The following is a 23,566-nucleotide window of genomic DNA, read 5'->3' as shown; positions in this document are numbered from 1 at the left end:
TCACTCGCTGTTGATCTTCAGCTTCGCTCGTAGCGCTTCGCCCAGCACCGTCAGATTGTCGGACGGCTCGGAAGACCGGGACATGTACGATTCCATGTTTTTCCGATCCAGATCATCATGGTAGGAGCGGATGGAGAGGGAGATCTTTTTGTTGGCCCGGTCCACCGACAGCACGACCGCTCCGATCTCGTCTCCCGGTTTGAAAAGGGAACCCGGACTTTCCACCTTCTCGCGCGACAGCTCCGATATGTGCACGAGCCCCTCGACGCCGTCGGCCAGCTCGACGAACACGCCGAAATCCGCCACGCGGGTCGCCTTTCCGTTCACGACGTCGCCCTTCCGGAAACGCGCCTCGATTCCCGTCCAGGGGTCCAGCGTGAGGTGCTTTATGCTCAGGGAAAATTTCTGGGACTCGGGATCGATCTTGAGGACGCGGGCCTGCACCCGGTCCCCCTTCTTGAACATTTCCGAGGGGTGTTTCACGCGCTGGTTCCAGGAAATGTCCGATACGTGCACCAGCCCGTCGATCTCGCTGCCGACGTCGACGAAAACGCCGAAGTCCGTTATGTTCTTCACCACCCCTTCCACCGTGGACCCCTCGGGGTGCTTCGCGCGCAGCTCGTCCCACGGATTGACAAGGAGCTGCTTCAGGCCGAGGGAGATCTTCTTGTGCTCCTTCTCCACCCGGAGGATGACTACGTCGACCGTATCGCCGGCTTTGAGGATCTCGGAGGGGTCCCTCAGTTTCTTGCTCCAGGACATTTCGGAGACGTGCAGAAGGCCTTCGACCCCTTCCTCGAGCTCGATGAAGGCGCCGTATTTCGTGATGTTGGTGACCCTTCCCCTGGCGCGCCCGCCTGCCGCGTACCGGGTTTCGATGTCGAGCCACGGATCGGACTTCATCTGTTTCAGCCCGAGGGAAATCCTTCCCTTCTCCCTGTCGAACCGGATGACCTTGACCTTGAGCGGTTCGCCGACCTTGCAGATGTCGGAGGGGTGCGTCACCTTGCCGTAGCTCATGTCGGTTATGTGCATCAGCCCGTCGAGCCCGCCCAGGTCCATGAATACGCCGTAGTCGGTTATGTTCTTGACCCTCGCCTCCACGGTGTCGCCTTCCTGGATCTTCTCCAGGATCCCTTTTTTCTGGGACTCGCGCTCCTCTTCAAGCGCCGCACGGCGGGACACGACGACGTTCGCCTTCTTCCGGGAGAACTTGAGGATCTTGAATTTCCCCGCAAGTCCCACCACGGAATCGTTGTCGCGCACCGGCCGGATGTCCACCTGGCTGCCGGGAAGGAAGGCCTTGACGCCTATTTCCACCGTGAATCCGCCCTTCACTTTGGCCACTATGGAACCGGGTACCGCGGTCCCCTCGTCGAAAGCCTTCTGGAGGTCGTCCCACACGCGGATCTTGAGGACCTTGGAACGTGAAAGGAGCACGAACCCCTGTTCGGAGTCGTAACGTTCCACCATTATGTCGATGCGTTTGCCCGGGACCAGCGCGGCGGCTTCTTCCGGCGGAAGCTCTTCGAGGGGAAGCATCCCTTCCGACTTGCGGTTGATGTCGACCGCGACGTATTCCTTGAGGACCTTGATCACCACGCCGTGGATGATCTGGCCTTCCTCGGGGACCTCGATGCTTTCCTCGTACAGTTTCGCGAAATCGTCTTCGTTCCTGCCGGTTGCGATCGGGCCGGCCTGTCCCCCCTCATCCGCTCCCACGGACCGGTCCGGTCTGTTCGATTTGTTTTCCATGGCTGCTCCTCGCCGAAAGGTCAGTGCACCCCGGAATGAAGTATCCGTCCAACATGCAATGCTTCTGAAATTATGTATGTTATCACTGATAATAGGAAACTTGAATTTTTTCTTCTTTCCATATAGTGCGGATCCTTTCAACCAGTTCCTCGATGATCCATTCGGGGGTGGAGGCCCCGGCCGTCACCCCCACGCATTCCACTCCCGCCAGCGCCTCGGGGGAGAGTTCCGCGGCGGTCTCTATGTGGCGCGTCCGGGGGTTCAAATCGCTGCAGATTTCGGCCAGGCGACGGGTGTTTGCGCTGTTGTACCCGCCCAGAACCACCATGACGTCGGCCTCGCGGGCCACGGCCATGGTCTCCTTCTGGCGGAGGACGGTGGCGTGACAGATCGTGTTGTATACCCTGACCTCCGGAATGGTCTTCAGCGCCACTGATACGAACTCCATCAGGTTCTCGAACGACTGGGTAGTCTGCGCGACGATCCCCGCCTTGCGGATTCCCGCCGCTTCCCACAGGTCTTCCAGGGAAGTGAGGATGGGCACGCCGGTACCTATATAACTGATGATGCTTTTCACCTCGGGATGGTTTGCGTCACCCACCACTATCACCGCGTACCCCTCCCGGCTCAACGACCGCGCGTGCTCCTGCGCCTTCTTCACGAAGGGACATGTGGCGTCGATGATCCTGACCCCCTTGGCCGCCAGCGCCTCGCCGTCGCGCCGGGTGATGCCGTGCGAGCGGACGATGACCTTTCCGCAAGGAATGTCGTCCACCGATTCGACGACGTGCACCCCTTTCTTTTCGAGCTCCTCCACCGCCTGCGGGTTGTGGATAAGGGGGCCGAGAGAACGGATGGGCAGGCCGCCCTCTTCCGGAGCCTTGTCCGACGCCTTTCCCGCCGTCTCGTTTGCGATGGAAATGGCGCGCTTGACTCCGAAGCAGAAACCCGCGCTGCGCGCGATCAGGATCCGTTTCAAGGCTTATTTCCCTTTCCCCGGCTCGCCGGGGATATGCCTGAGCATCTCCGTAACCACTTCGTCCGCGGTGAGCGTGGTGGTGTCGATATACACCGCGTCCCGGGCCATTCTCAGCGGGGAATGTTCCCGCGTGCTGTCCTGGACATCCCGCTGCAGCACCTCCCGGAGCACCTCTTCGAAGGGTTTCCGCGCTTCCTTGCCCCATTCCAGGAACCGCCGCCTCGCCCTGACCGCAGCGACGGCGTCCAGGAAAAACTTCGCCTCGGCGTCGGGAAACACGACCGTCCCCGTGTCGCGGCCTTCGAGCACGGTGCCGCCCGCCTCGCCCAGTTTCCGCTGCAGCGAAACCATCGCCTCCCGGACCGGCCTGTGGGCCGAAACCTCCGAGGCGCCCATGCTGATCCCGGGCGTACGGATGGCTTCGCTTACGTCCTCGTCCGACAGGAACAGCCGTAGATCTCCGCCGTCCCCCTTCCGGAAATCGAGGTCCATCTCCGCGCACAGACGGCCCAGGCGCTCTCCGTCCGACCAGGGGATCCCGCTTTTGAGGGCAGCGAGAGCGCACGCCCGGTACATCGCCCCGGTATCCAGCCGGGTCAGGGATGCGCGTTCCGCGAGGAGACGGGAGACCGTCGTCTTTCCCGCCCCCGAAGGACCGTCTATCGTCACGATGGGCTTTTCCCTCAAGAAACGATCCTCGAAAGAAGAGAGCGGAAGGTCGGGAAGGAAGTGTCGATGCACGCCGTGTCGGCGACTTCGATGGGGACGCCGGAGGCGGCGGCGAGGATTTCGAGGGACATCGCGATCCTGTGGTCTCCCAGGCTGTCGCAACGCGCCCCGGGGACGATGGCGGAAGGGCCCTCGATCCACAACCCGTCGGGATACTCGCCGCATCGCACGCCAAGCGACGCGAGGGCGGACACCATCGCGCCGATCCTGTCGGATTCCTTTACGCGCAGCTCCCCCGCCCCGCGGATGTCGGTACGGCCGACCGCAAGGGCCGCCGCCACGCACAGAGCGGGGACTTCGTCGATCATCCCGGGGATCTCCGCGGGAGAGACTTCCGTGGAGGCCAGCTCCAGCCCCTGGACCTCGATGTCGGCCACCGGCTCCATGCCCTCCTGGCGGAGCGATTCGAGCTGGACCTCCGCGCCCATCCTTCTGAGCACGTTGACCAGGCCCGTCCGCAGCGGGTTCACGCCGATCCCCTCGAGGCGCAGGGTCGCACCGGGGACCGAAGCCGCGAGAACTATGAAAAACGCCGCCGAGGAGATATCCCCCGGGACGGCGATGGAGAGCGGATCGAGGCGTTCCGCCGGGTGGACCGTGACCTCGTTCCCGTCCCGGGTCACCTTCGCGCCCATGGCGGAAAGCATCCTCTCGGTGTGGTCCCGCGAAGGCAGGGGCTCGACCACGGTCGTGGGCCCGTCGGCGAACAGACCCGCGAAGAGCAGCGACGACTTGACCTGGGCGGAGGCCACGGGCATCTCGTACCTGATCCCGGCAAGATTTCCGCCGCGGATGCAGAGCGGCGGGAGCGTGTTTCCCTTTCGCCCGGAAATCGCCGCACCCATGCGGGCCAGCGGCTCCACGATACGCTTCATCGGCCGGCGGCGCAGGTACCGGTCACCCGTCACGACCGTCATGAAGGGCTGGGCCGCGAGTATCCCCGCGCCGATCCTCATCGTCGTCCCCGAATTGCCGGCGTCGATCACGTCATCCGGTTCGGAAAGCCCCCGCAGCCCGCATCCCCCGACCACGATTTCGTTATCGGAATCCTGGATGACCGAAGCGCCGAGCGCGCGCATCATCCCCACCGTGGAGTAAGTGTCCCCGGCGTGGAGAAAACCCCGGATTCGGCTCTCCCCGTCCGCCAGCGCGGACAGCATCGCCGCCCGATGGCTGATCGACTTGTCCCCCGGGATCCTTATGGATCCCGAGATCCTGACCCTGTTTTTCATGCCCGGTTCACATCCCGTCCCTGGTTTTTTTCGACTTGCGGAAATACGCGAGAAGGCCGGCCTCGTCCCTGCGGCGAATCAGCTCCGTGAGCAGCGAGAGGTTCCTGCGATAGTGTCCCACCGCGGAGAGGACCTCTTTACGGTTCTGAAGCACGATGTCCTTCCACATCTCCGGGTTGCTTGAGGCGATCCGCGTGAAATCCCTGAACCCCCCGGCCGAGTATCCCAGCGGGACCTTCGAATCCAGCGTTGCCACCGAGTGCACGAGAGCGTAGGCGACGGCGTGCGGAAGGTGGGACACGTAGGCGAACACGTGGTCGTGCAGGGCCGGGTCCATCCGCAGGACCCGCGCGCCGGCCGTTTCCCACAGCCGCTCCACCCGTCGGAGCGATTCCTGTGTGTTCGCTTCGGTCGGAGTGAGTATGAAGGTCTTGTTCCTGAAAAGCGAGGCGTCGGCGGACTGATATCCCGAATTTTCCGTCCCGGCGATCGGGTGCCCTCCCACGAACTCCACGCCCGCCCGCACCGCCTTATGCCCCGCGCGGACCACCGCCGCTTTTGCGCTGCCGGCATCCGTCAGGATCGTCCCCGGGCGCATCCCGCGGCCAAGCCGCTTAAAGATATCCAGGGAACTGAGCACGGGGACGCAGACGACCACGATGTCGCAATCCGCGATTTCCTTCTCCGTGCATCCTCGCGCGACTGCGCGGTCGGCAAGCGCCAGCCGGACGTGCTTCCTGTTGCGATCGCACCCCCATACTTCGAAAGCGCCGCGCTTCCCCTTCAGGGAAAGGGCCAGCGACCCTCCGATCAACCCCAGCCCGAGGATTCCGACCCGTTCCCTGCTCATGCGCACCCCAACGTTTTCCCGACGGCGGATGCGATCCTGTTCAGCCGGGAGACCATCGCGTGAAACGCTTCGGGCTTGAGCGATTGCGGGCCGTCGGAAAGCGCCGCCTCCGGCCTGTTGTGAACCTCCACCATGACGCCGTCCGTGCCGGCGGCGATGGCCGCGGCGGCGAGCGGCTCCACGAGGCCCACCTTCCCGGCCGCGTGACTGGGGTCCGCTATCACGGGAAGATGAGAAAGCCCCTTCACGATCGGAATGGCGGAAACGTCGAACGTGTTGCGGGTGGCCTGCTCGTAGGTGCGTATCCCGCGCTCGCAGAGGATTATCTGCTGGTTCCCCTCCGAGGCTATGTACTCGGCGGACATCAGCCATTCCACGATCGTGGCGGAAAGCCCCCTTTTGAGGATAACCGGCATGTTCAGCTTTCCCACCTCGGTCAGCAGCCGGAAATTCTGCATGTTGCGGGCGCCGATCTGGATCACGTCCGCGTACCTGGCGACGAGGTCTATGTCGCGCGGGTCCATGAGCTCGGTGGCGACAGGCAGCCCCGTCGCATCGCGCGCCTCGGCCAGGTAACGCAGGCCTTCCTCCCCCAGCCCCTGGAATGCGTATGGTGAAGTGCGGGGCTTGAACGCTCCTCCGCGCAGGAACGATGCGCCCGCCGCCGCCACGGACCCGCCGATCCCGATCATCATTTCCCGGTTCTCCACCGAGCAGGGGCCCGCGAAGAGCGCGACGCTTCCGCCGCCTATCTTCTTCCCCCGCACGGTGATGACGGTGTCCTCTTTCCGGAAATCACGGCTGACCAGCTTGTAGGGCTTGAGGATACGAAGGACCTTCTCGACGCATTCCAGCCCCTCGAACGCCTCGGGGTCGAGGTGGCGCTCGTCTCCGATCGCCCCGATGATCGTCCGCTCCGTCCCTCTCGAGATGTGGGCGGAGAGCCCGTGGGACTTGATCTTCTCCTCGACAAGCAGTATTTCCCCGTCGGTCGATCCCGCTTTCAACACGATGATCATATCTATTTCCTTCCTTCCTCTCCCGCCTCCCCCGCCTGCAAACCGGTATCCGGCGCCGCGGCACCGGCGTCAGATGGCGCGGGGATAGGATCCGAGGATTTTCAGAAATTGGGCCCGCATCCGGAGCTCGTCCACGGCATTCGCTACCGGGTCGGACGAGATGTGCCCCTCCATGTCGAGGAAGAAGAGGTACTCCCAGGCCTTCGTCTTTACCGGCCGGGATTCGATCTTGGTGAGATTGACCTGGTACTTCGCGAAGGGCTCCAGCATGAGGTGGAGCGCCCCCACTTCGTCCCTGGCCGCGAACACGATCGAGGTCTTGTCGTTTCCGGTCCGGTTCGGCGCGATCTTCCCGAGGATGATGAACCGCGTGAAGTTGTTCGTATTGTCCTGGATCCGTTTCCGGATGCTCTTGAGCCCGTAGATCTTGGCGGCCGCCTCCCCGGCGATCGCAGCAGCGGACGGATCGTCCGCCGCCAGCTCCGCGGCGCGCGCCGTGCTCTCCACGTCGAAAACGGGCGTTGCCCGCAGGTTCTTCTCCAGCCACCCCCTGCACTGGGCGATCGCGTGCGGATGCGAGTAGATTTTCCTGATGTGCTCCGGGTCTCCCGTTACGGAGAGCAGGTCATGGGACACCTCGACCATGATCTCGCCGCAGATGATAAGGTTGTGCGCGACGAACATGTCCAGCGTGTTGCTCACGATCCCTTCGCTGGAGTTCTCGATCGGGACGACGCCGAAGTCCGCCACGCTGCGCTCAACCGCCTGGAAGACCTCCGAAACGTTGATCTGCGGGACGTAGTCGGCGCTCTCGCCGAAATGCTTCAGGCACGCAAGGTGCGTGAAAGTCGCGCGGGGGCCGAGGAAAGCCACGGAGAGCGGCTTCTCCAGCGCGTGGGAGGCCGAGATGACTTCCCGGTAAATCGCCTTGAGCGCGTCGTTGGGGAAGGGGCCGGGGTTCGCGGCCGTGAGGCGCCGCAGGATCTCGACCTCCCGCTCCGGGACGTAGAACTGGAGGTTCTCGTCCGACTTGATCTTCCCGACCTCGATCACCGCCTTCGCCCTGCGGTTCAGCAGGTCGAGGATCATGTCGTCCAGCCGGTCGATTTCGACGCGCAGTTCCTTCAGCCGGTGCGCCGTCACCCGTTGCTCCCCGTCTTCCTGCGGATAACGCCGATGTCGCGGAACTTCGCGTACCGGCGGTCGAGCAGCTCCCGCACGGAGAGGGGCTTTAGGGCGGCGACGGACTCGACCATGGCGACCCGGACCGCGTCGGCGGCCGCCTTGTGGTCCCTGTGGGCTCCCCCGAGAGGCTCGGGGATGATCCGGTCCACTACGTCGAACTTCTTGAGGTCTACGGCGGTGATCTTCATCATTTCCGCCGCGGTCTCCGCACGCGCGGTGTCCCGCCAGAGGATCGAAGCGCAGCCTTCAGGCGAGATGACCGAGTAGACGGCGTACTCCATCATAAGTATAGTGTCGCCGACTCCCAGCGCAAGCGCCCCGCCGCTGCCTCCCTCTCCGACGACGACGACGAGGATCGGGGTCTCCAGACGCGCCATCTCAAGCAGGTTCCTTGCGATCGCCTCGGACTGTCCCCGCTCCTCCGCGCCGATGCCCGGAAACGCGCCGGGGGTGTCGACGAACGTGATGACCGGAAGACGGAACTTCTCCGCGAGCTTCATCACGCGCAGCGCCTTGCGGTACCCTTCCGGGTTCGCCATGCCGAAATTCCTGCGGATTTTTTCGGTCGTGTTCCGGCCTTTCTGCTGCCCGATGATGAGGACCTTTTCGCCGTCCAGCTCCGCGAAGCCGCAGACGACCGGGGGGTCGTCCTTGAACGCCCGATCGCCGTGGATCTCGAGGAAATTCTTAAAGCAAAGGTTTATGTAATCGAGCATATATGGCCGATTCGGATGGCGGGCAAGCTGTGTGATCTGCCAGCGCGTCAGGTTCGAGAATATCTCCTTGCGGATCTTGCCGATCTTTTTATCCAGCTTGACGATTTCTTCCCGGAGGTTCTTGTCCGTCCCGTCGTCCACACGCCGTAGCTGCTCGAGGCGGTTCTCAAGGTCGATGATCGGCTTTTCGAAATCCAGATACTGAAGGATCATCCGCGCTCCTTATTACGAGGGTAATTTCTTAATTTACGGCAATCTACGGGTCAACTCAAGAACTTTCCGGCCAATGCGGCAGCCGTTTCCGCCGCGTTTTCCGCGTCGATCCGCACCGCGTCGGGCTCCCGGGAGAGCCAGGTAGATTGGCGCTTCGCGTAACGCCGCGTGTCCCGCTTTATTTCCGCGACCGCCCCCGAAAGGGAAACGGCGCCGGAAAGATGCGATATGACATGACGATACCCCAGCGACTTCATGGGTTTGAGGTCCGCCCCGTATCCCGCCGCCAATAGCCCGCGCACCTCTTCCACCAGCCCGTCACGGAACATCTTCTCCACGCGTTCTTCGATGCGACAGTACAGTTTTTCACGCTCCATGGAAAGCGAAATGAACAGGATTCGGAATTTCCTTTCCACGTTGCTCCACCGGCCTTTAAGGCCGCTTGCAGGAACCCCGGCGACTGCGGCCACCTCCAGCGCACGCAAGACACGGATCCGGTCGGAGGGATGGATCGCCGCCGCGGAAGCCGGATCGATCTTCCCGAGTTCCCCGAACAGGACTGCGCCGCCCTCCTCTTTCCACCGGCGCGCGAGCCCCGCACGGATCCGCGGATCGGAAGGAAGCGGATCGAGCCCGCGCAGCAGCGCCCGGATATACATCCCGGTCCCCCCCGCCACCAGCGGAAACTTTCCCCGCTGCCTGATACCGCGTATGACGATCTCCGCCTCGGCCACGAACCGGCCGGCGTTGAACTCCTCGTCGGGGTTCGCGACGTCGATAAGGTGGTGGGGAACTTCGTTCCTTTCCCCGGCGTCCGGCTTGGCGGTGCCGATGTCCATTCCCCGATATACCTGGAGGGAGTCGGCGTTCACTATTTCCAGCGGATAGATGCGGGCGAGGGAGAGGGCGAGCGCGGTCTTTCCCGCGGCGGTCGGCCCGGACAACGCCAGAAGGCGGTTTTCCTCCATCTTGTCGCGATCCGGCCGCTTTCAGGTCCGCCCGAACATCCGCCCCAGTTCGGCGCCGGATATTCTCACCCACACCGGGCGGCCGTGCGGGCAGCTATGGGCGCCGACGGCATGGTCGAGCTCGTTCAGCAGTGCGCGCATGCCTTCCTTTTCCAGGATGTCCCCCGAGCGCACCGACGCATGGCACGCTATCCGCCACAATTCCCGGTCCGCGTCGAAGATACCCTTCGGCGCGGTCTCCTGTGCTGTCAGGAATTCGCAGAAATCCTTCCACCACCGCTTCACGTCGAAATGCCCGAGGATCGCCGGACCGCCCGAAAGCTTGTACCTGTCCCTTCCCGCAGGCTCGAAGAGAAATCCCGTGCGTGAGAGGAAGCTCTCCACTTCGGCCCGCTCGCTCATAGCCGCGCCGGGCAACGTGACCAGCTGCGGGACAAGCCATCGCTGTGCGGCGGCTCCGCTTCCGAGGAGAAGGTCCTTCAGCCGGGAATAGACGATCCTTTCGTCCGCGGCATGCTGATCTATGATCACGACCTCTCCAGTCTTTTCGCAGACGATGTATGTTCCGAGGATCTGCGCGACGGGCTTGAGGGAGGAGAAGAAGCCCGCTCCCGGCTCGGTCTGCCCGAGCCCCGCCGCCGCGGGAAATTCCGGTGCGCCCGCGAAGAGCCGGCCGTTTTCCCCGACTCCGGCCGGCGGAGACGATACGGGAATCCGTTCGCCTTCCGGCTGCACGGCGGGCCTCGGGGGGATCGACAGGGCGGGAGGCTCCCCCACCGCGCCGCCGATCGCGTGTCGCAGAAGCTCTGAGAGCTCCCTTGCGTAACGGAACCTCGCCTCGGTCTTCGAGGGATGGACGTTTACGTCGACTTCCATGGGATCGCACTCGATGAATACGAATGCGACCGGATACCTGTCGGCGGGAAGGATCCCCCTGTACGCCTCCTTGACTGCGGCGAAGACCGCCCTATCGCGGAAATGGCGTCCGTTGACGAAGAAAGACATGCCGGTTGCACCGAAACGTGACAGATGGGGAAGCCCCGCCCACCCCGACACGCGGAAGAAGGGAGAGGAAAGATGCAGAGGGACGAGATATTTCCCGTCGTCTCCCGCATACCTGATCGCCCGGGCCAGGCGGGTCTCCGCCGCCTCGTAGGAGACGGCGCTTCTGCCGTCGTACATCCGGAACGCGATCCCCTCGCGCGGAAGGGCCACCATGTGGAATACCTCCCACAGGTGAAGCATCTCGGTGCGAGGGGTTTTGAGGAACTTCCTCCTTGCAGGAACGTTGCCGAAAAGATCGGACACTTCCACGGTGGTCCCCGCCGGAGTCCCCGCCTGCCGGAGCGTCTTGATCTCTCCGCCCGCCACTGCGATTTCCGCGCCCAGGGTCCGCGAGGCGGGGCGGGTCACTATCCGCAGATTCGAGACCGAGCCTATGGAAGGGAGCGCTTCCCCGCGGAAGCCGTAAGTGGAAATTTTCTGGAGATCTTCGGCCGACCGGATCTTGCTCGTGCTGTGACGGCGGACGGCGATTTCGAGCTCGTCCTGGGTCATGCCCGTCCCGTTGTCGGATACCCGCAGCGTGAAGGGAAATGCCCCGGAGACCTCCGCCTCTATACGCGAGGCAACGGCGTCCACGGCGTTCTCGAGAAGTTCCTTGAGCACGGATGCGGGACGTTCCACGACCTCGCCGGCGGCGATCTGGTTGACGACCGTGTCGGAAAGGATTTGTATTCGTCCCGCCACGAAACTACCCGTCCGTGCGAACGCGGATCGCGGCGGGCGCCCGCCCTTTCATCTTCCCGAGAAATTCCTTGCGCCGCGACGATGAGGCTTTCTCCCCCATCAGCGCGCGCGTGATCTTCTTGCCCTCCTCGACTCCCGGCTGGTCGAACGGGTCGATTCCGGCGCATTCCCCGACGACCGCCGTAACCCATTCCCAGAAGTGAAGGTATGCGCCGATGTGCGCCTCGTCCCGCGCGCCGATATCGATACGCACGATCGGCCTGCCCGCGCTCCAGAGCGCGCCGACGGTGCCATCGAATTCCGCATCGAACAGGTCCCGGAGGGGCCTGCCCCCGAGCATCGACATGTCGGGCGCGAATCCCGCCCGCGGAACGATTCCTTTTTCCTTTCCCTCCCTCCAGCGTACGAAGGTGTAGATCTTGTCGGCGGGGCCGTCCTGGTAGAGCTGGACCTGCGAGTGCTGGTCCGTAACGCCCACCGCCCGCGCGGGCGTCTGGCCGACCGCCTTCCCGTCCTTCCTCGTCTTCCCGAGGCTTTCCCCCCAGAGCTGCTGCCACCACTCCGCCACCCGTTCGAGCCCCTTGCCGTAAGTCATCCATACATGAACCGGCTTGAGATCGCTGATCATGTAATGCGCGTACACCGCCGAGGCGAACAGGACCGGGTTGTCCTCGGGAGACCTGCCCCTGAAAGTTTCCTCCATGAACCGCGCTCCGTCGAGCAGCCTCTCCACGGACACCCCCGCCGCCGCGATCGGCAGGAGGCCGACCGGCGACAGCACGGAAAACCTGCCCCCGACGTTCGGGGGAACCGGATAGGCCTTTATGCCTTCTTCCGCCGCCATCCGGCGAAAGATCCCCTTTTCCGGATCGGTCACGAGGATGAGGCGCTCCTTCCAGGAGCCTCCGTTCGCTTTCTTGAGCGCGTCGATCGCGAGGGAAAGCTGCGCGTTCGTCTCGGCGGTCCCACCCGACTTGCTGATGGCGACGACGACCGTCCTCTTCATCGGAAGGGAGCGCAGTATCGGAAAGAACGAATCCGGATCGACGTTGTCCGCGACTGTTACGGAGAGGCCTTTCCGTCTCTCCTCTCCCCCGATTCCTTCAAGGACGGCCTTCGTTCCCAGGGCGGAGCCGCCTATGCCGAGCACCAGCATGTGCGTGAAGCGCTTCCGCAGATTCGCCGCATCGCGTGAAATGCTCCGGGCCTCCGAAACGCCGAACGGAAGGTCGGGGAAACCGATCTCTCCGGCGGCATGCCGGCGCGCCGCCCCAAGGGCGGCCTTCTCCGCGCGCCGCAGGGCCGTTCGCAGCTGCGCGGCGGTAAGGCCCTCACCGCTCCTCAGGTTCTTTTCGAGCACAAGGGAAAAGTCGAATCGAAGGTCGAGCGTGTTTCCCAAAATCCCTCCCGGTCGGGCCGTCGCTCCCGGCTGTCCATGGCCTCCGCGACATGCCGCCATCCTTTGCGGCAAAAACAAAGGGACCGGCGAAGTCAAAGACTCGGCCGGTCCCTTGTCGGCTTCAGGTCTTGACTTCTTCCTTCCCGGACGCGATGCGGAAACGCGCATCCATCTTCTTCAGCCTGTCCACGATACCGCCGTACTCGAGTTCGCTGTACGGGAGCATCGCCGGCCCGAAGAAGCCTTGACGCCGCAGGTCCTCGGACTTCGCCGACACCTTCGTGCGCACGTACTCCCAATACGGATGGTCGAACGCGTCGGCAGGCTCCGTGAGCTTCCCGTTCTTCGTGCAGAACGCGAGGCAGGAGACGATCGGCGGGCCGTCGAAGAATGAAGTGCCCGTGTTCCGCGGCACCGGCATCAGCGCGCCGTGATGGCTCCCCCGCATGAATCCCGCCACGAAGTGGCCTATGGTGTACGGGGAGATGACTTCCCCCGTGGCCGGGAAGTTCCCCTGTACGCGCACCAGCATCACGGGATCGTCCTTGCCTGTGTACTTGCCCGCGATGTTGTGCAGGCGCGTCGTGCTCACGGACGCGGCGATGTCTCCCGTGGACCGGGAGTAGATGGATTCGACGACGAATCGCTCCTGGTCGCGCAGCAGCGCGGCGATGTCGTAAAGGTCCTCGGGGGCGTTGAGGTCTATGATCCTGTCTCCCTCCGTATGTTCGACGTCCATGATCCGGAAGGTGAATCCCATACCGACCTTCGGCGAGAGGATGAGGCCGGCGCTGTGCATCGGATCCGCGAACGCCATGTAGCAGGGAAGATTATAGGCGCCCGGGTCCGTCTTGTCCGCGGCGAACAAGAGAAACGGCTCGTTGGGCCGCTCCTCGAAGGTCATCTCCGCAACCGCCGGGCCCATGCCCTTCACGTTCCCCGAGAAGGAGTCCTTGAGCAGGTCCTGCCCCGCGCCGTAAAGCCCCTGCGCCTTCGCCACCTCCGTTCCCGCGAGGAAGGCTTCCCAGGCGAGCTTGTGAACCTTTTCATCCAGGTTCCCGCGCGTGTGCGTCATGAGGATCGCGATATCGTCGCCCGTGTGACCTATGTAGGTATCGATCAGCAGTCCATTCCCGAGCTCGGCGACCTTCCGGCGGACCTCGTCGAGGAGCTTCGAGCTCGGGCGGATGTGCCCGCCGATGGATCCGATGTCCGCCTTGATGACGGAAAGTGTGATCTTCATCACTGCCTCCTTCCTTTGGATGATTATGGTGTGATCATGGTGTTGCGGTACCACCGGACGAATTTTTTCAGCCCGGCCTCGACGGGAGTTTTCGGCTCGTACCCGATCTCCGCGCGGGCCCGCGATATGTCGGCATGGGTCAACGGAACGTCTCCCGGCTGGAGAGGAAGGACCTTCCGCTTCGCGCGGACTCCGGTGGCCTCCTCCAGCCTCGCAACGAGGTCGGACAGCGAGATGGTGGCCGACTCTCCCAGGTTGTAGACCCGGTACCCTGCGGGCGCTTTGAGCGCTCCGAGGACGCCGTCCACGATGTCGTCTATGTACGTGTAATCCCTGCGCGTGGTCCCGTCGCCGTAGATTTCGATTTCCTTGCCGGACAGCAGGTTGCGGGTGAACTTGTGGATCGCCATCTCCGGCCGCTGCCCCGGTCCGTAGACCGTGAAAAACCGCAGCGCCGCGATGTTCATCCCGTAAAGGTGGGACCATGTGTGGCAAAGCAGCTCCCCCGCCTTCTTGGTGGCCGCGTAGGGACTGACGGGATGGTCGACGAAATCATCCTCGGAAAAGGGAACTTTCCTGTTCCCGCCGTACACGGACGAGGAGGAGGCGAAGAGGACGCGCGGGACGGAACGTTCCCTGGCCCACGACAGGACGCGCACGGTGCCCATGACGTTTACGTCCGTATACGACGCTGGATCCGCCACCGACGGCCGCACGCCTGCCTTCGCGGCGAGGTGGATCAGAGCATCGGGGGATTCGCCTTGCCCCCAGCGCTTCAGGTCGGAGACGTCCCGGATGTCTCCCTCGATAAAATTGAAACCCGGGTACTCCGTGAGCGAAGCAAGGTTCCGCTCCTTGATCTCCCGGGCGTAGAAGGGGTCGAAGTTGTCCAGTCCGAAGATGCGGTCGCCGCGCCTCAAGAGAGCCAGGGCAACGTGTGAGCCGATGAACCCGGCCACCCCTGTTATGAAAAAAACGGAATCCGACAACCATTCCTCCTTTTTGGGAGGGGTATCGGGGTACGAACAATACTAACACTATTTGTCCCGGGCGGCGCAACATCACCGCGCTTATGCGGCCGTACGATTTTGCAGGAAGCGCGGCGGCGAAGGCCGACATCTCGGGGCCAGTGGAAAAGCCCGAAATCAGCAACTGGCAGATCATCGGCTCCCTTGTCAGGAACGCGTTCTTCAGGAAGATACTGCCGGAGTTCGAAAGAGAGGCATCGGGGAACAGGCGCCCGATGAAGCGCGGCGGGAGAGGTTGATAATCAGCCGGTCGGCCCTGTCAGCCGGCTCTACGCAGGCGGATACGTTCGGCACTATCCCCGGCCTCCCGCACGGCGGCATCTTTCCACTGCGACAGGTCGCGCATTCCGGCTTCCGCCATCGCCTCCTCCGCCAGCACCCGGACCCTGGCGCGTTCCCCTTCAGTCATCGGCCGGCGCGGAGGACGCGGCAGCGGAACATGATTGCGGAAACGTGCAATCGACTGCCTGAATTCGCCGCTTGCGCCCGCCTGTCCGAAAAAGTACGCTTCCTCCCCGTACCGGACCCCTTCCGTGATGTTGCGGACGATGAGATCCAGGGCATAACGCAACACCGTCCCCCTTCGCCCGACGGTTTCGGCGTGCCGCAGATACCTTTTTATATGCTCGTCCCCGGTGACTATCGACGGGGCCACGGGGAGCCCTGTCTCCTCGTCGATCATGGGATCTTCCCAGCGCTTCACGGCACGGCGCCGCTCTTCCATGGCGCGGCGGAGCGTATCGTCCGTCCCCATGGCGTGGCCGGCCGCCAGCCGGTATGCCCTGCACAGGGAATTCGACGGGACAAGCTCCGAAATCAGGCCATGCGCGTACCCTTCCTCGACGCTCATCGGCGCACCGGTGAGGATCGTATCGGCGGCGAACAGCAAACCGGCCCTTCGCCCGAGGCGTGATCCGTCCGCCATCAGCCGGACAAGCCGCTGGGTGCCGCCGAACCCTGGGATCAGGTTGATGACTGTCTCGGGCTGCCCGATGTATATGCGTTCGACACGGGAAGCGACGACGTAGTGAGCCGCGGCCACAAGCTCTGCTCCGCCGCCCAGCGCCAGTCCGTTCAGGTTCAGCACGACCGGGATCCCGAAGCTCTCGATGGCGCTCATCGTTTCCTGGGCGAGTGCGGCGAGCTCCGTGATCCGCTCGTCGTCCATGACGGCGAGTTCGTCGCTGTTCTGTCCGGGCACGAAGGCCCGGGTGCCCTCGGCGGTCAGAACAAGAGCCTTTATCCCTGAATCTTCCCGGACCCTGCGGAGCAGCATCCTGAGCTGTCTTACCGCGTCGCCGCGGAACCAGTGCAGGTCGGAGTTGCGAAGCGTATTGCTCGTTTTGGGCTGATTGAGCATGAACTCGATAGTCGCGATTGAACCGTCCGCGCCGGCGTGGTGGAGAAGCAGCCTCATGAGCGAAAGCTCTTCGGCTATCCGGATTCCCTGGGCCGCAAGCAGGTCGCGCTCCGAGCGGACAAGGTCGAGATCCGTCGCGATCCTGTACGCAGTGGAGCCGGGAGCGCGTCCCCGAAGCTGGTCGCTGAACCCGAGCGGAACGTTGTCCGCACCGTGAATCCGGTCGGGCCCCTGGAAGCGATATATTCCCTTGTCGATCTTGTCCCGCAAGGCTTGAGCCTCGTGGGGCTCGTACATGTGGGAGCCCGCCATGCGTATTATCTTCTCCCGCGCCGTGGCGCCCGGACCGAGCGCTTTCGGGTCCGCCGGGACCAGGATCGTCCTCTGCAGCATCCAGCCCTGTGCGAGGTGCCAGGTCAGCGTCTGCCCGGAATCGGTTTCTCCATACACCACGCGGCCGGTCTGCTCCGCGAGAATCGCGACGTTCAATCCCAGCCGGTCCCGGCGGCCGTTGTCCCAGATCACGTCCCACAATCCGTTGCCGTTGGTGTTGTAGGGAGCCAGCGAGTTCTTGACCACGCTGACCGTTTCCGTGGCGAAGCGCGCCTGCGCGTCCCGGCCGGGCCAGCTTTCGTGGGCCTCCCTTTCCGGATCGAAGCGTCCCTCGTCCACGTCGGGCATATGTTCGGGCCACAGGAGCTTCTTTTTCCCTTCCCCCTCGCGCAGGGCCTCGACGTTCCGTATGCGGGTCTTGCCGAAATGCACGGAAATGTCTTCACGGCGAAGCAGCAGGTTCTGCTGTTCCTGGGTCTCGGCGAGCACCGTCACCCGCGCTCCGAGCCGGGCAGCTTCCGCAATGGCGGCGACTGCCTGCGCGTCCATCCCGTCCGGGTCGGATCCGGCGCCGTAGTGGACCAGCACGTTTTCCCCGAGTTTCACATCCGCGCCGTCCGGGCCGAGGGCCTCGCAAGCCGAAAGCGTCGCGTCGTACCCGTTCAACGTGCCGTAGAGACCGAAGGCCCCGGAGAACCAGGCGGTGCGGCTTCCCCTTCTGCCGGGCCGCAGCAGCAGGAAGTCCGCCGCCATAAGCCCCCTGCCGGCGTTCTGCATTATTTTCGTAGGACGGTACCCGGCGGGAACCGATTTCACGAGGCGGTCCGCCGCCTCCCTCCACCTGGCGAGCCCTTCCGGGTCGCCGGCCGGCGCCGCCCGCAAGGCTTCCGGATGTTCATTGCGATGGATGAACGCGAGGTCGGCCCCGGGGTGCCGCTTGCGGACAAGTTCGCCTTCCGCCGCATCGGAGACGTACGCGAGGACACGGATGCCCAGGGCAACCGCCATGTCGATAGCGATGGACCCGGTGTGGCCGCTACCGCCGTGCGTCAGAAGGACGTCGTCCGATGTGAGATCGAGCTTGCGGGGGCTGAATAGCGCGTGCTCCACGGTCGGCCCGTTCAGGATCAGCGTCGCCGCCAGCGGGAGCGGCATGTCGACCGGGACCTCGATCAGGCTGCCGGTATCGAAAGCGGCGAACGCCTGGAGAGTGGCCTGGTCCCGCCCGCCCTGATATCCGCCTATGTGGCCTTCACGCTGCGCGTCGAGCGTCACCGTGGGCGCCTGTCGGTTGAACACCAGCGGATCCACGAGCACGAGCTGGCCGATGGCCAAACGCCCCTCGTTCTCTGCTTCCGGGGACAGCGCCAGGACCTGTGCGACAGCGGCGTCGCCGAGCACATGATGGTCCTTTTCGCCCAGAACGTCGACCGGGTCGGAAGTGATCCCGTTGATAACGTTGTAGGTCGCTCCGGCGTAAAGTATCTGGACAAGGGCCTGACCCGCTTTCGGCGACGGGGTGGGGCGTACGAACTTGAGGAATCCGAGCGCGGGGTCCCGGTGCACCATGCTCATTCCGTCTTCGTTGCGGACGATGCCGTATGCTTCCTGGTACGGAGGAATCGGGTCGATGCCGGGTCGCAGCGGTTTCGTGCCGAGACGCTTTATAAGCCGTTCCGGAACTCCCGCATGGGAGATAGCCGGAGGAGCCTCGGGGCGGAAGGCAACCTTCACCGATTCGTCTCCCTCGCGTGAAGCGATGACCCGGTCCAGCAGATTTACGAGGGTTCCCTTGACCTTCAGCCCGTCGAGGTTCGGCATCCCCTGGAACAATGCGCTCGCCCGGAAAAACTCGGTGTCTCCCCCGCGGATCGAGGCGCGGACCTCGCCGGGCAGCAGCGCCTGCTGCATCTTTTTGAGGGTTTCAAGGGGCCTGGCGGCGTAGAACTTTATCAGCTCGTACATGATTTTCGCCGTCAGCGTCATCGGCAGGAAGGTTTCCTCCCCTTCGAAACCCGGCGCCTCGGCAATCAGGAAGACGATGTCCTGGGGTTCCGGCTTGACCTGGGGATTCAATTTCTGGTTGATCGTCATCTGTACGAGGTCGATCAGTTCCTGGCCGGGCTGGATCCCCGGCTGTAACGCGACGACAACGACCGGCGTCCGGTCCTTCGTGGGATGGTGGATGAAGGTCACGCCGACTTTCCGGAAGTACCGGGTGTGTTCGTTCAGCACGTTTTCGTACATGGTCTCGTTGACCAGGTGGCCGTTGACGTTGGCGATGTTACCGGAGCGGCCCGATGCGTAGAAGGTCCTGGGAGTCACCGGGTCTTCCGGGCCGGAAAGGATCAGCGCGTCCTCCGGTGTTTCGGGATCGTAGATAACCCGCACCCAGTAGGCCGAGTCGCCGCCGTCGTGCGCCAGGCGCCTGCCTTCCCTGCCCTTTCCCGGCCATTCGGGCGCAAAGGCGTGGTTGTAATATTTCGCCGCGGTGAGCTTCGCATCGGGCCGGGCAGGCCCGCGGCGGCCTTCGTTGCTTCCCATAAGCCAGGCCATGCGGTGCGGCTGGGAGCCGCGGTAAAGAAGCTGCCCGATAACCGCCTTGCGGCCTCGTCCCTTCGCCGTTATGAGCGCCTCGGTCACCTCGCGCGGGGATCCGACCCGATTGCCTTCTTCATCTTCCAGCCGGTCGGCGATAACGGGATTCACCCACGGCAGCGGCAGGATCTCAGGATGCTCGAAGTCCATTTCGATGGGGGTCCGCACTTCGGCCGCCACGGCGAAAGGATCGCGACCTCCGGCAAGCTTCCCGAGCTCGCTCCGGTATGTCTCCGCGCACCGGCTCTCGACGCCCGGCCGCCGCTTGAAAGTGGCGTGCTGGGATCCGAAATCTTCCGTCCGCCACAGGGAGTTGATGGCCACATCGCCGAGGACGGCCTGGATCCGCGCGTGCGCCGGATAGGAGTAGGGAGCGGCGCAACCGCAAATCCCGGGGGCGCCTTCCCGCTGGAGCGAACTTACGTCGAATCCCCCCTTGGCGGGTTCGAAGAGCCCGTCGACCTTCGACATCGCCTCGTAGATCGGGGAACCGGCCTTCAGGAATGAAGCCCGGTGGTCCGCGACCGCCTGGGCAAGTCTGCGGGGAGTGGGGGTGAAGCTCTGGAGGATGAAGCTGCGTCCCTCCATCATCGGGAACCACAGGGCATACGCCGGACCCACGATCCAGCCGTAGTCGGTGGAGGTGTGGTGGATCTCGTGGGGGGCCAGCCCGAAGGAGTTGAACATCGTCTGGCCGCCGGCGACAAGTGCGCCCACAAGCGAGATGATGCCCTTGGGTTGCCCGGTGGAGCCGCTGGAGTAGCTGAGCATCGCCGGATCCCCGCCTCCCATCTCGACCGCGGTGAACTCGTCGATATCTTTTCCTTCGGCCTTGAGTTTTTCTTCCGTCCGCCGTATCGCGTCGTCCCAAAGAACGTCTCGCCCCGAAACGACGGGAGCGCCCGGCAGAAGTCCCAGCTTCGTGAGCCGGTCGTAAACGATCAGCTTCTCGTCGCGCTCGAAGGGCTGCTCGAATGCGCCGATGATGAGATCGATGACCAGCCTTTGCCGCCGTATCCCGCCCAGCCGCTCCGCGCCCACGCCGTTTCGCTGCGCATGGCGCAGGATGAACTCCGGAACATCCAGCTTATTGTCTTCGGCAAGGAGAGAATCCAGAGTGGGTCCCGGCGCCCCGCTCGCGATCCGCCGAAGATGGCTCTTCAGCCAGTCGCGGTGGCGGCTTTCTATCGCCTCTCCCGTCGTTTCGAGCACCTCTTCCCAATGCTCCTGCAAGGCGGCGGCGAGTTCCCTGCCTGCCTGCGGACAAGGCTCCTTTCCTTCTCCCGTGCCGGGTTCGCCCGCCCCTCCCCGCAAGGCCGCCGTCAGGATTGCGGCATACCGGTCGAAAATGCGTTCGTCGCGCCCGGATGCGGCTATCCGCATTTTCGCCCGGCGGATCTCCTCTTCCCTCGTACGGAGCGCTTTTTTCAGATCTTCCGCGGAATCCTCGTCCAGGGACTCAAGGACGACGTTCTTTATGTGCGCTTCGTGAAGGACTTCGAGGAAATCGCGCATGGAGTCCCTGCTGTAAGTGACCTTCCCCTCGAGCCGGTCGATCACCGCCGCGCCGACGGTCTTCCCTTCTTCCGCCAGATCTTCCGGGAGACCCGCAAGCGCCGCTTCGAGCCTCTCCCTGAAGACCGGCTTCGGAAGAAAGCGGGACAGGGCAACGTCGACCGAATCCTTTTTCAACTCGCGGGACCTGTCTCCCACGCGGTATCCGTCTTCGGTGATTATCACCTTGGCGCCCATGTTGTAGACGGTGTCGCTGAAGATATCCGGACCTTTTGCGCCGAATACGAAGTGGTAGGTCGCGCCGGCAAGCGTCGCCGCCAATTGCGCTATAAGCCCGACGATGTCGGTGGACATGTACATGACGACCATGTCCCCCGGCGCCACACCCATGCCGGTCAGCACGTTCGCCAGGCGGTTGGCTTCCCGCCTGATCTCCCGGTACGTGTATGTCCGTACGTCGACGTTCTTCCCGTCCTTCTGGTCCTCTCCGATATTGATCACGCACCGCTCGTCCAGCAGTCCCTGCGTCTCGAGGCGGTCGAAGACGGCCCAGGCGGGATTGATCCTTCCGTCCTCGAAGCGGCGTATCACCGGGAAACCGCTCAAATCGAGGGAGACGGAGGGGCGCACGCTCCACGCGTACGGGTAGACCATGTCGAGCTCGAACTTTTCCGGATTGCAAAGCCATGCGCGGCGGACCACGCGCCATCCCATTCTGGTCTCCAGCAGAGAGCGGAGAACGCCGAGCTCGTCCACGACCCTGTCATCCGACCATTGGGAGTTGCGAAGATCGACTCGAAACGACGCAGGAAGGCCCGTGCCGCCCTTCGGCGGCAGGACCCGGCCCTTCTCGCCGCAATGATAAGTCCCGCGGGGAAGCAGGTACTCCGTTCCTCCATAGAGGAACGAGGCGTCATGCTCCAGCGCGGATCCCGTGGAAACGGGCATAGCCGGAATCGCTGCACGGAACCCTTTGGCGTCGGACAGGACGATACGGTCCAGGTGGCTGTCGGACTCTCCGGAGGCAAAGCCTTTCACGAGGCCGAGGACGCCTTCCAGGTGGGCGAAACCGGCGGTCAACTCCTGAGAGAACTTGAGTTCCGCTTCCCTCGCTTCGTCCTCGCCGTAAAGACCATGCTGCGCGAAGGTGTCGATGAGGAACTCCGTCGCCCACACCGCCTGGGGCGAAGCCGACCGCATGGCTGCCAGCGCCCTCCGGGCGAATTCGTCCCCGTTCGCGGAGGCGCCCTCCAGGCTTGCGAAAATGTCCCCGAGATAACCCTTGCCGGCTATCCCGTACCCAAAGTGGCGGTCGATATTCAGCGCAAGATCGCGTATGCCGTCCTTGCAAGCGTCGACGGAGGCGCCCGTTTCTTCCAGCATCGCGGATATCCTGCGCCCGTCGAGAGGACCTTCCACTCGCTTGAGTCCGACCAGGAAGCCAAGCGCCTCGTCTCCGGCGTACCCCTGCGCCAGTCCGAAGCCCGCCGCTTCCCTGCCGCTCATCGTGGAGGCGGTTAGACCGAAGTATTTGGCGGCCGCGGCTCCCATCCGCCGCGGAAGGAACCATGTGGCGCCGTTTCCGGGTATGAGGCCGACCTTGACCTCGGGAAGCCGGATTCTCGCCGTCGCGTCGACGATCATGTAATCGGCGGCGGCGGCCAGACCCAGCGCCGACCCCTCGCAAACCCCTCGGACCAGGCTGACGGTGGGGATTTCAAGGCCTCGTACCTTGTCGCACAACTTCTTCCAATCCGATAGAAACCGGTACGCGAGCCCCCCGGAGCCGGGATCCAGGCGAATGCGCATCGCCTCCATGAAATCCGTCCCAGCGGAGTAGTTCTCCCCCCCGGTAATCACCAGCGCACGTATGGAATCGTTTGCGGAAACGCCATCGACGAGTTCGATGCAGCGGGCGATGTCCTCCGGCCCCAGGAAGTTCCGTCCATCCGGCATGCCGAGCCGCAGGACGGCGATGCCGTCCTTTTCCGCCTCCAATGCAACCGGACTCATGGCTTGCCGTCTCCGGGAATCGCTGTTTTCGTTTTCTTTTGGAATCGAATTTACGTGACGCGGTTTCGCCCCGGGCGAAAATAGGAGAAGACACCCGGCCCGGAACCAGGTACTGATCCCGAATAGTCCGGAGGGTGAGGGCCGATATCGTGGCCTTCACCCTCTTGTCGCATACAGAGATAATAAAATATCCAGGGCCGCTGGTCGGCGCGCTTGACAGCGCGGCAGGTTTCGCCCGACAATTAGCATTACGGCGGCATAGCCAAGTGGTAAGGCAGAGGACTGCAAATCCTTTATCCCCCGGTTCAAATCCGGGTGCCGCCTCCATCCTCCCTTCTCACCTCAAAAACAGGGACGTTCTTAAAAAGTCGATTCCACCGGCAAGCTTTCTCTTTACTCACGCACCCTTATCACGTCTGAACCTCGTAGAGTTTTTAAGAACGTCCCTGTTTTTGTTTGTTTTTGTGCGCTGTTTTTGTGCTGTCAGGTTTTTGTGTTATGTTTTGACAGGCGCGCCCGGGTGGCGGAACTGGCAGACGCACGGGACTTAAAATCCCGAGGCTGAATAAGCCGTGAGAGTTCGATTCTCTCCCCGGGCACCAGCCTTCGCTCCTCGCCGCTACGACAACACCTGGCTTCGGAGCTTCGGCTGGCAAGCCATATCCCGACCGCAGGCAGGTTA

Annotated in this window: 15 protein-coding genes and 2 tRNA genes; 3 read left to right on the top strand and 14 right to left on the bottom strand. The window is 63.5% G+C overall.

The genetic code is table 11. From position 1 onward, the window contains the following. From HY896_00430 to HY896_00370, 13 genes are all read right to left on the bottom strand, one after another. Complete coding sequence (locus HY896_00430; protein ID MBI5574810.1) at window positions 1-1,755, bottom strand: 30S ribosomal protein S1; 1,755 nt, start codon at window positions 1,753-1,755, stop codon at window positions 1-3. Window positions 1,756-1,837: 82 nt separating this feature from the next. Beyond that, window positions 1,838-2,734 (bottom strand): 4-hydroxy-3-methylbut-2-enyl diphosphate reductase, encoded by an 897-nt coding sequence (gene ispH, locus HY896_00425; GenBank protein MBI5574809.1) that lies wholly within the window; start codon window positions 2,732-2,734, stop codon window positions 1,838-1,840. Window positions 2,735-2,737: 3 nt separating this feature from the next. Continuing rightward, entirely contained in the window at window positions 2,738-3,421 is a 684-nt protein-coding gene (locus HY896_00420) for a (d)CMP kinase (GenBank protein MBI5574808.1), read from the bottom strand. Beyond that, entirely contained in the window at window positions 3,418-4,695 is a 1,278-nt protein-coding gene (gene aroA, locus HY896_00415) for a 3-phosphoshikimate 1-carboxyvinyltransferase (GenBank protein MBI5574807.1), read from the bottom strand. Before aroA ends, HY896_00420 begins: the two co-directional genes overlap by 4 nt. 7 nt (window positions 4,696-4,702) lie before the next feature. Further along, a complete protein-coding gene (locus HY896_00410) occupies window positions 4,703-5,545 on the bottom strand; it encodes a prephenate dehydrogenase (GenBank protein ID MBI5574806.1) in 843 nt (280 codons plus the stop codon). After that, window positions 5,542-6,564, bottom strand: coding sequence for a 3-deoxy-7-phosphoheptulonate synthase (aroF, locus tag HY896_00405; protein MBI5574805.1), 1,023 nt, complete (start codon window positions 6,562-6,564; stop codon window positions 5,542-5,544). The genes HY896_00410 and aroF overlap by 4 nt, the downstream gene beginning before the upstream one ends. A 69-nt stretch (window positions 6,565-6,633) precedes the next feature. Next, window positions 6,634-7,707 carry a prephenate dehydratase gene (pheA, locus tag HY896_00400; GenBank protein MBI5574804.1) on the bottom strand — a complete coding sequence of 358 codons (1,074 nt, stop codon included), beginning with the start codon at window positions 7,705-7,707 and terminating at the stop codon, window positions 6,634-6,636. Beyond that, on the bottom strand, window positions 7,704-8,678 hold the full coding sequence (locus HY896_00395; GenBank protein ID MBI5574803.1) for an acetyl-CoA carboxylase carboxyltransferase subunit alpha: 975 nt from the start codon (window positions 8,676-8,678) through the stop codon (window positions 7,704-7,706). The genes pheA and HY896_00395 overlap by 4 nt, the downstream gene beginning before the upstream one ends. Before the next feature lie 50 nt (window positions 8,679-8,728). Next, the gene (miaA, locus tag HY896_00390) at window positions 8,729-9,646 is read right to left on the bottom strand and encodes a tRNA (adenosine(37)-N6)-dimethylallyltransferase MiaA (GenBank protein ID MBI5574802.1); all 918 of its coding nucleotides are present in this window, start codon (window positions 9,644-9,646) and stop codon (window positions 8,729-8,731) included. 21 nt (window positions 9,647-9,667) lie between these two features. Beyond that, window positions 9,668-11,395 (bottom strand): DNA mismatch repair endonuclease MutL, encoded by a 1,728-nt coding sequence (mutL, locus tag HY896_00385; GenBank protein ID MBI5574801.1) that lies wholly within the window; start codon window positions 11,393-11,395, stop codon window positions 9,668-9,670. A gap of 4 nt (window positions 11,396-11,399) precedes the next feature. After that, window positions 11,400-12,794 carry a glucose-6-phosphate isomerase gene (locus tag HY896_00380; GenBank protein MBI5574800.1) on the bottom strand — a complete coding sequence of 465 codons (1,395 nt, stop codon included), beginning with the start codon at window positions 12,792-12,794 and terminating at the stop codon, window positions 11,400-11,402. Between the two features lie 121 nt (window positions 12,795-12,915). Then, window positions 12,916-14,037, bottom strand: a complete 1,122-nt coding sequence (locus HY896_00375) for a fructose 1,6-bisphosphatase (GenBank protein ID MBI5574799.1) — start codon at window positions 14,035-14,037, stop codon at window positions 12,916-12,918. A 23-nt stretch (window positions 14,038-14,060) separates the two neighbouring features. Beyond that, window positions 14,061-15,026, bottom strand: coding sequence for a GDP-mannose 4,6-dehydratase (locus tag HY896_00370; protein ID MBI5574798.1), 966 nt, complete (start codon window positions 15,024-15,026; stop codon window positions 14,061-14,063). An 83-nt stretch (window positions 15,027-15,109) separates the two neighbouring features. Here HY896_00370 and HY896_00365 point away from each other — a divergent pair, with 83 nt between their 5' ends. Further along, window positions 15,110-15,304: a hypothetical protein gene (locus HY896_00365; protein ID MBI5574797.1), complete on the top strand. Its 195-nt coding sequence runs from the start codon at window positions 15,110-15,112 to the stop codon at window positions 15,302-15,304. A gap of 20 nt (window positions 15,305-15,324) precedes the next feature. On the opposite strand, the gene HY896_00360 is transcribed toward HY896_00365, so the two are convergent. Next, the gene (locus HY896_00360) at window positions 15,325-22,884 is read right to left on the bottom strand and encodes an enoyl-CoA hydratase/isomerase family protein (GenBank protein ID MBI5574796.1); all 7,560 of its coding nucleotides are present in this window, start codon (window positions 22,882-22,884) and stop codon (window positions 15,325-15,327) included. A gap of 252 nt (window positions 22,885-23,136) precedes the next feature. On the opposite strand from HY896_00360, the gene HY896_00355 reads away from it, so the two are divergent. Together HY896_00355 and HY896_00350 are read left to right on the top strand one after the other, a co-directional pair. Further along, window positions 23,137-23,211 (top strand) — tRNA-Cys (locus tag HY896_00355). A gap of 187 nt (window positions 23,212-23,398) precedes the next feature. Then, window positions 23,399-23,486 (top strand) — tRNA-Leu (locus HY896_00350). Window positions 23,487-23,566 lie beyond the last annotated feature (80 nt).

Source organism: Deltaproteobacteria bacterium, assembly GCA_016218975.1.
Lineage (GTDB): Bacteria > Desulfobacterota > Deferrimicrobia > Deferrimicrobiales > Deferrimicrobiaceae > JAENIX01.
The sequence above is the reverse complement of the archived record's forward strand: the minus strand, read 5'-3'. Positions and strand labels throughout refer to the sequence as shown.

What these genes read in the sequence shown, in the direction of transcription:
- HY896_00430 (MBI5574810.1), bottom strand. Translation starts at nt 1,755, where the DNA reads ATGGAAAACAAATCGAACAGACCGGACCGGTCCGTGGGAGCGGATGAG.
- aroA (MBI5574807.1), bottom strand. Translation starts at nt 4,695, where the DNA reads ATGAAAAACAGGGTCAGGATCTCGGGATCCATAAGGATCCCGGGGGAC.
- HY896_00410 (MBI5574806.1), bottom strand. Translation starts at nt 5,545, where the DNA reads ATGAGCAGGGAACGGGTCGGAATCCTCGGGCTGGGGTTGATCGGAGGG.
- aroF (MBI5574805.1), bottom strand. Translation starts at nt 6,564, where the DNA reads ATGATCATCGTGTTGAAAGCGGGATCGACCGACGGGGAAATACTGCTT.
- HY896_00395 (MBI5574803.1), bottom strand. Translation starts at nt 8,678, where the DNA reads ATGATCCTTCAGTATCTGGATTTCGAAAAGCCGATCATCGACCTTGAG.
- miaA (MBI5574802.1), bottom strand. Translation starts at nt 9,646, where the DNA reads ATGGAGGAAAACCGCCTTCTGGCGTTGTCCGGGCCGACCGCCGCGGGA.
- HY896_00375 (MBI5574799.1), bottom strand. Translation starts at nt 14,037, where the DNA reads ATGAAGATCACACTTTCCGTCATCAAGGCGGACATCGGATCCATCGGC.
- HY896_00365 (MBI5574797.1), top strand. Translation starts at nt 15,110, where the DNA reads ATGCGGCCGTACGATTTTGCAGGAAGCGCGGCGGCGAAGGCCGACATC.
- HY896_00360 (MBI5574796.1), bottom strand. Translation starts at nt 22,884, where the DNA reads ATGAGTCCGGTTGCATTGGAGGCGGAAAAGGACGGCATCGCCGTCCTG.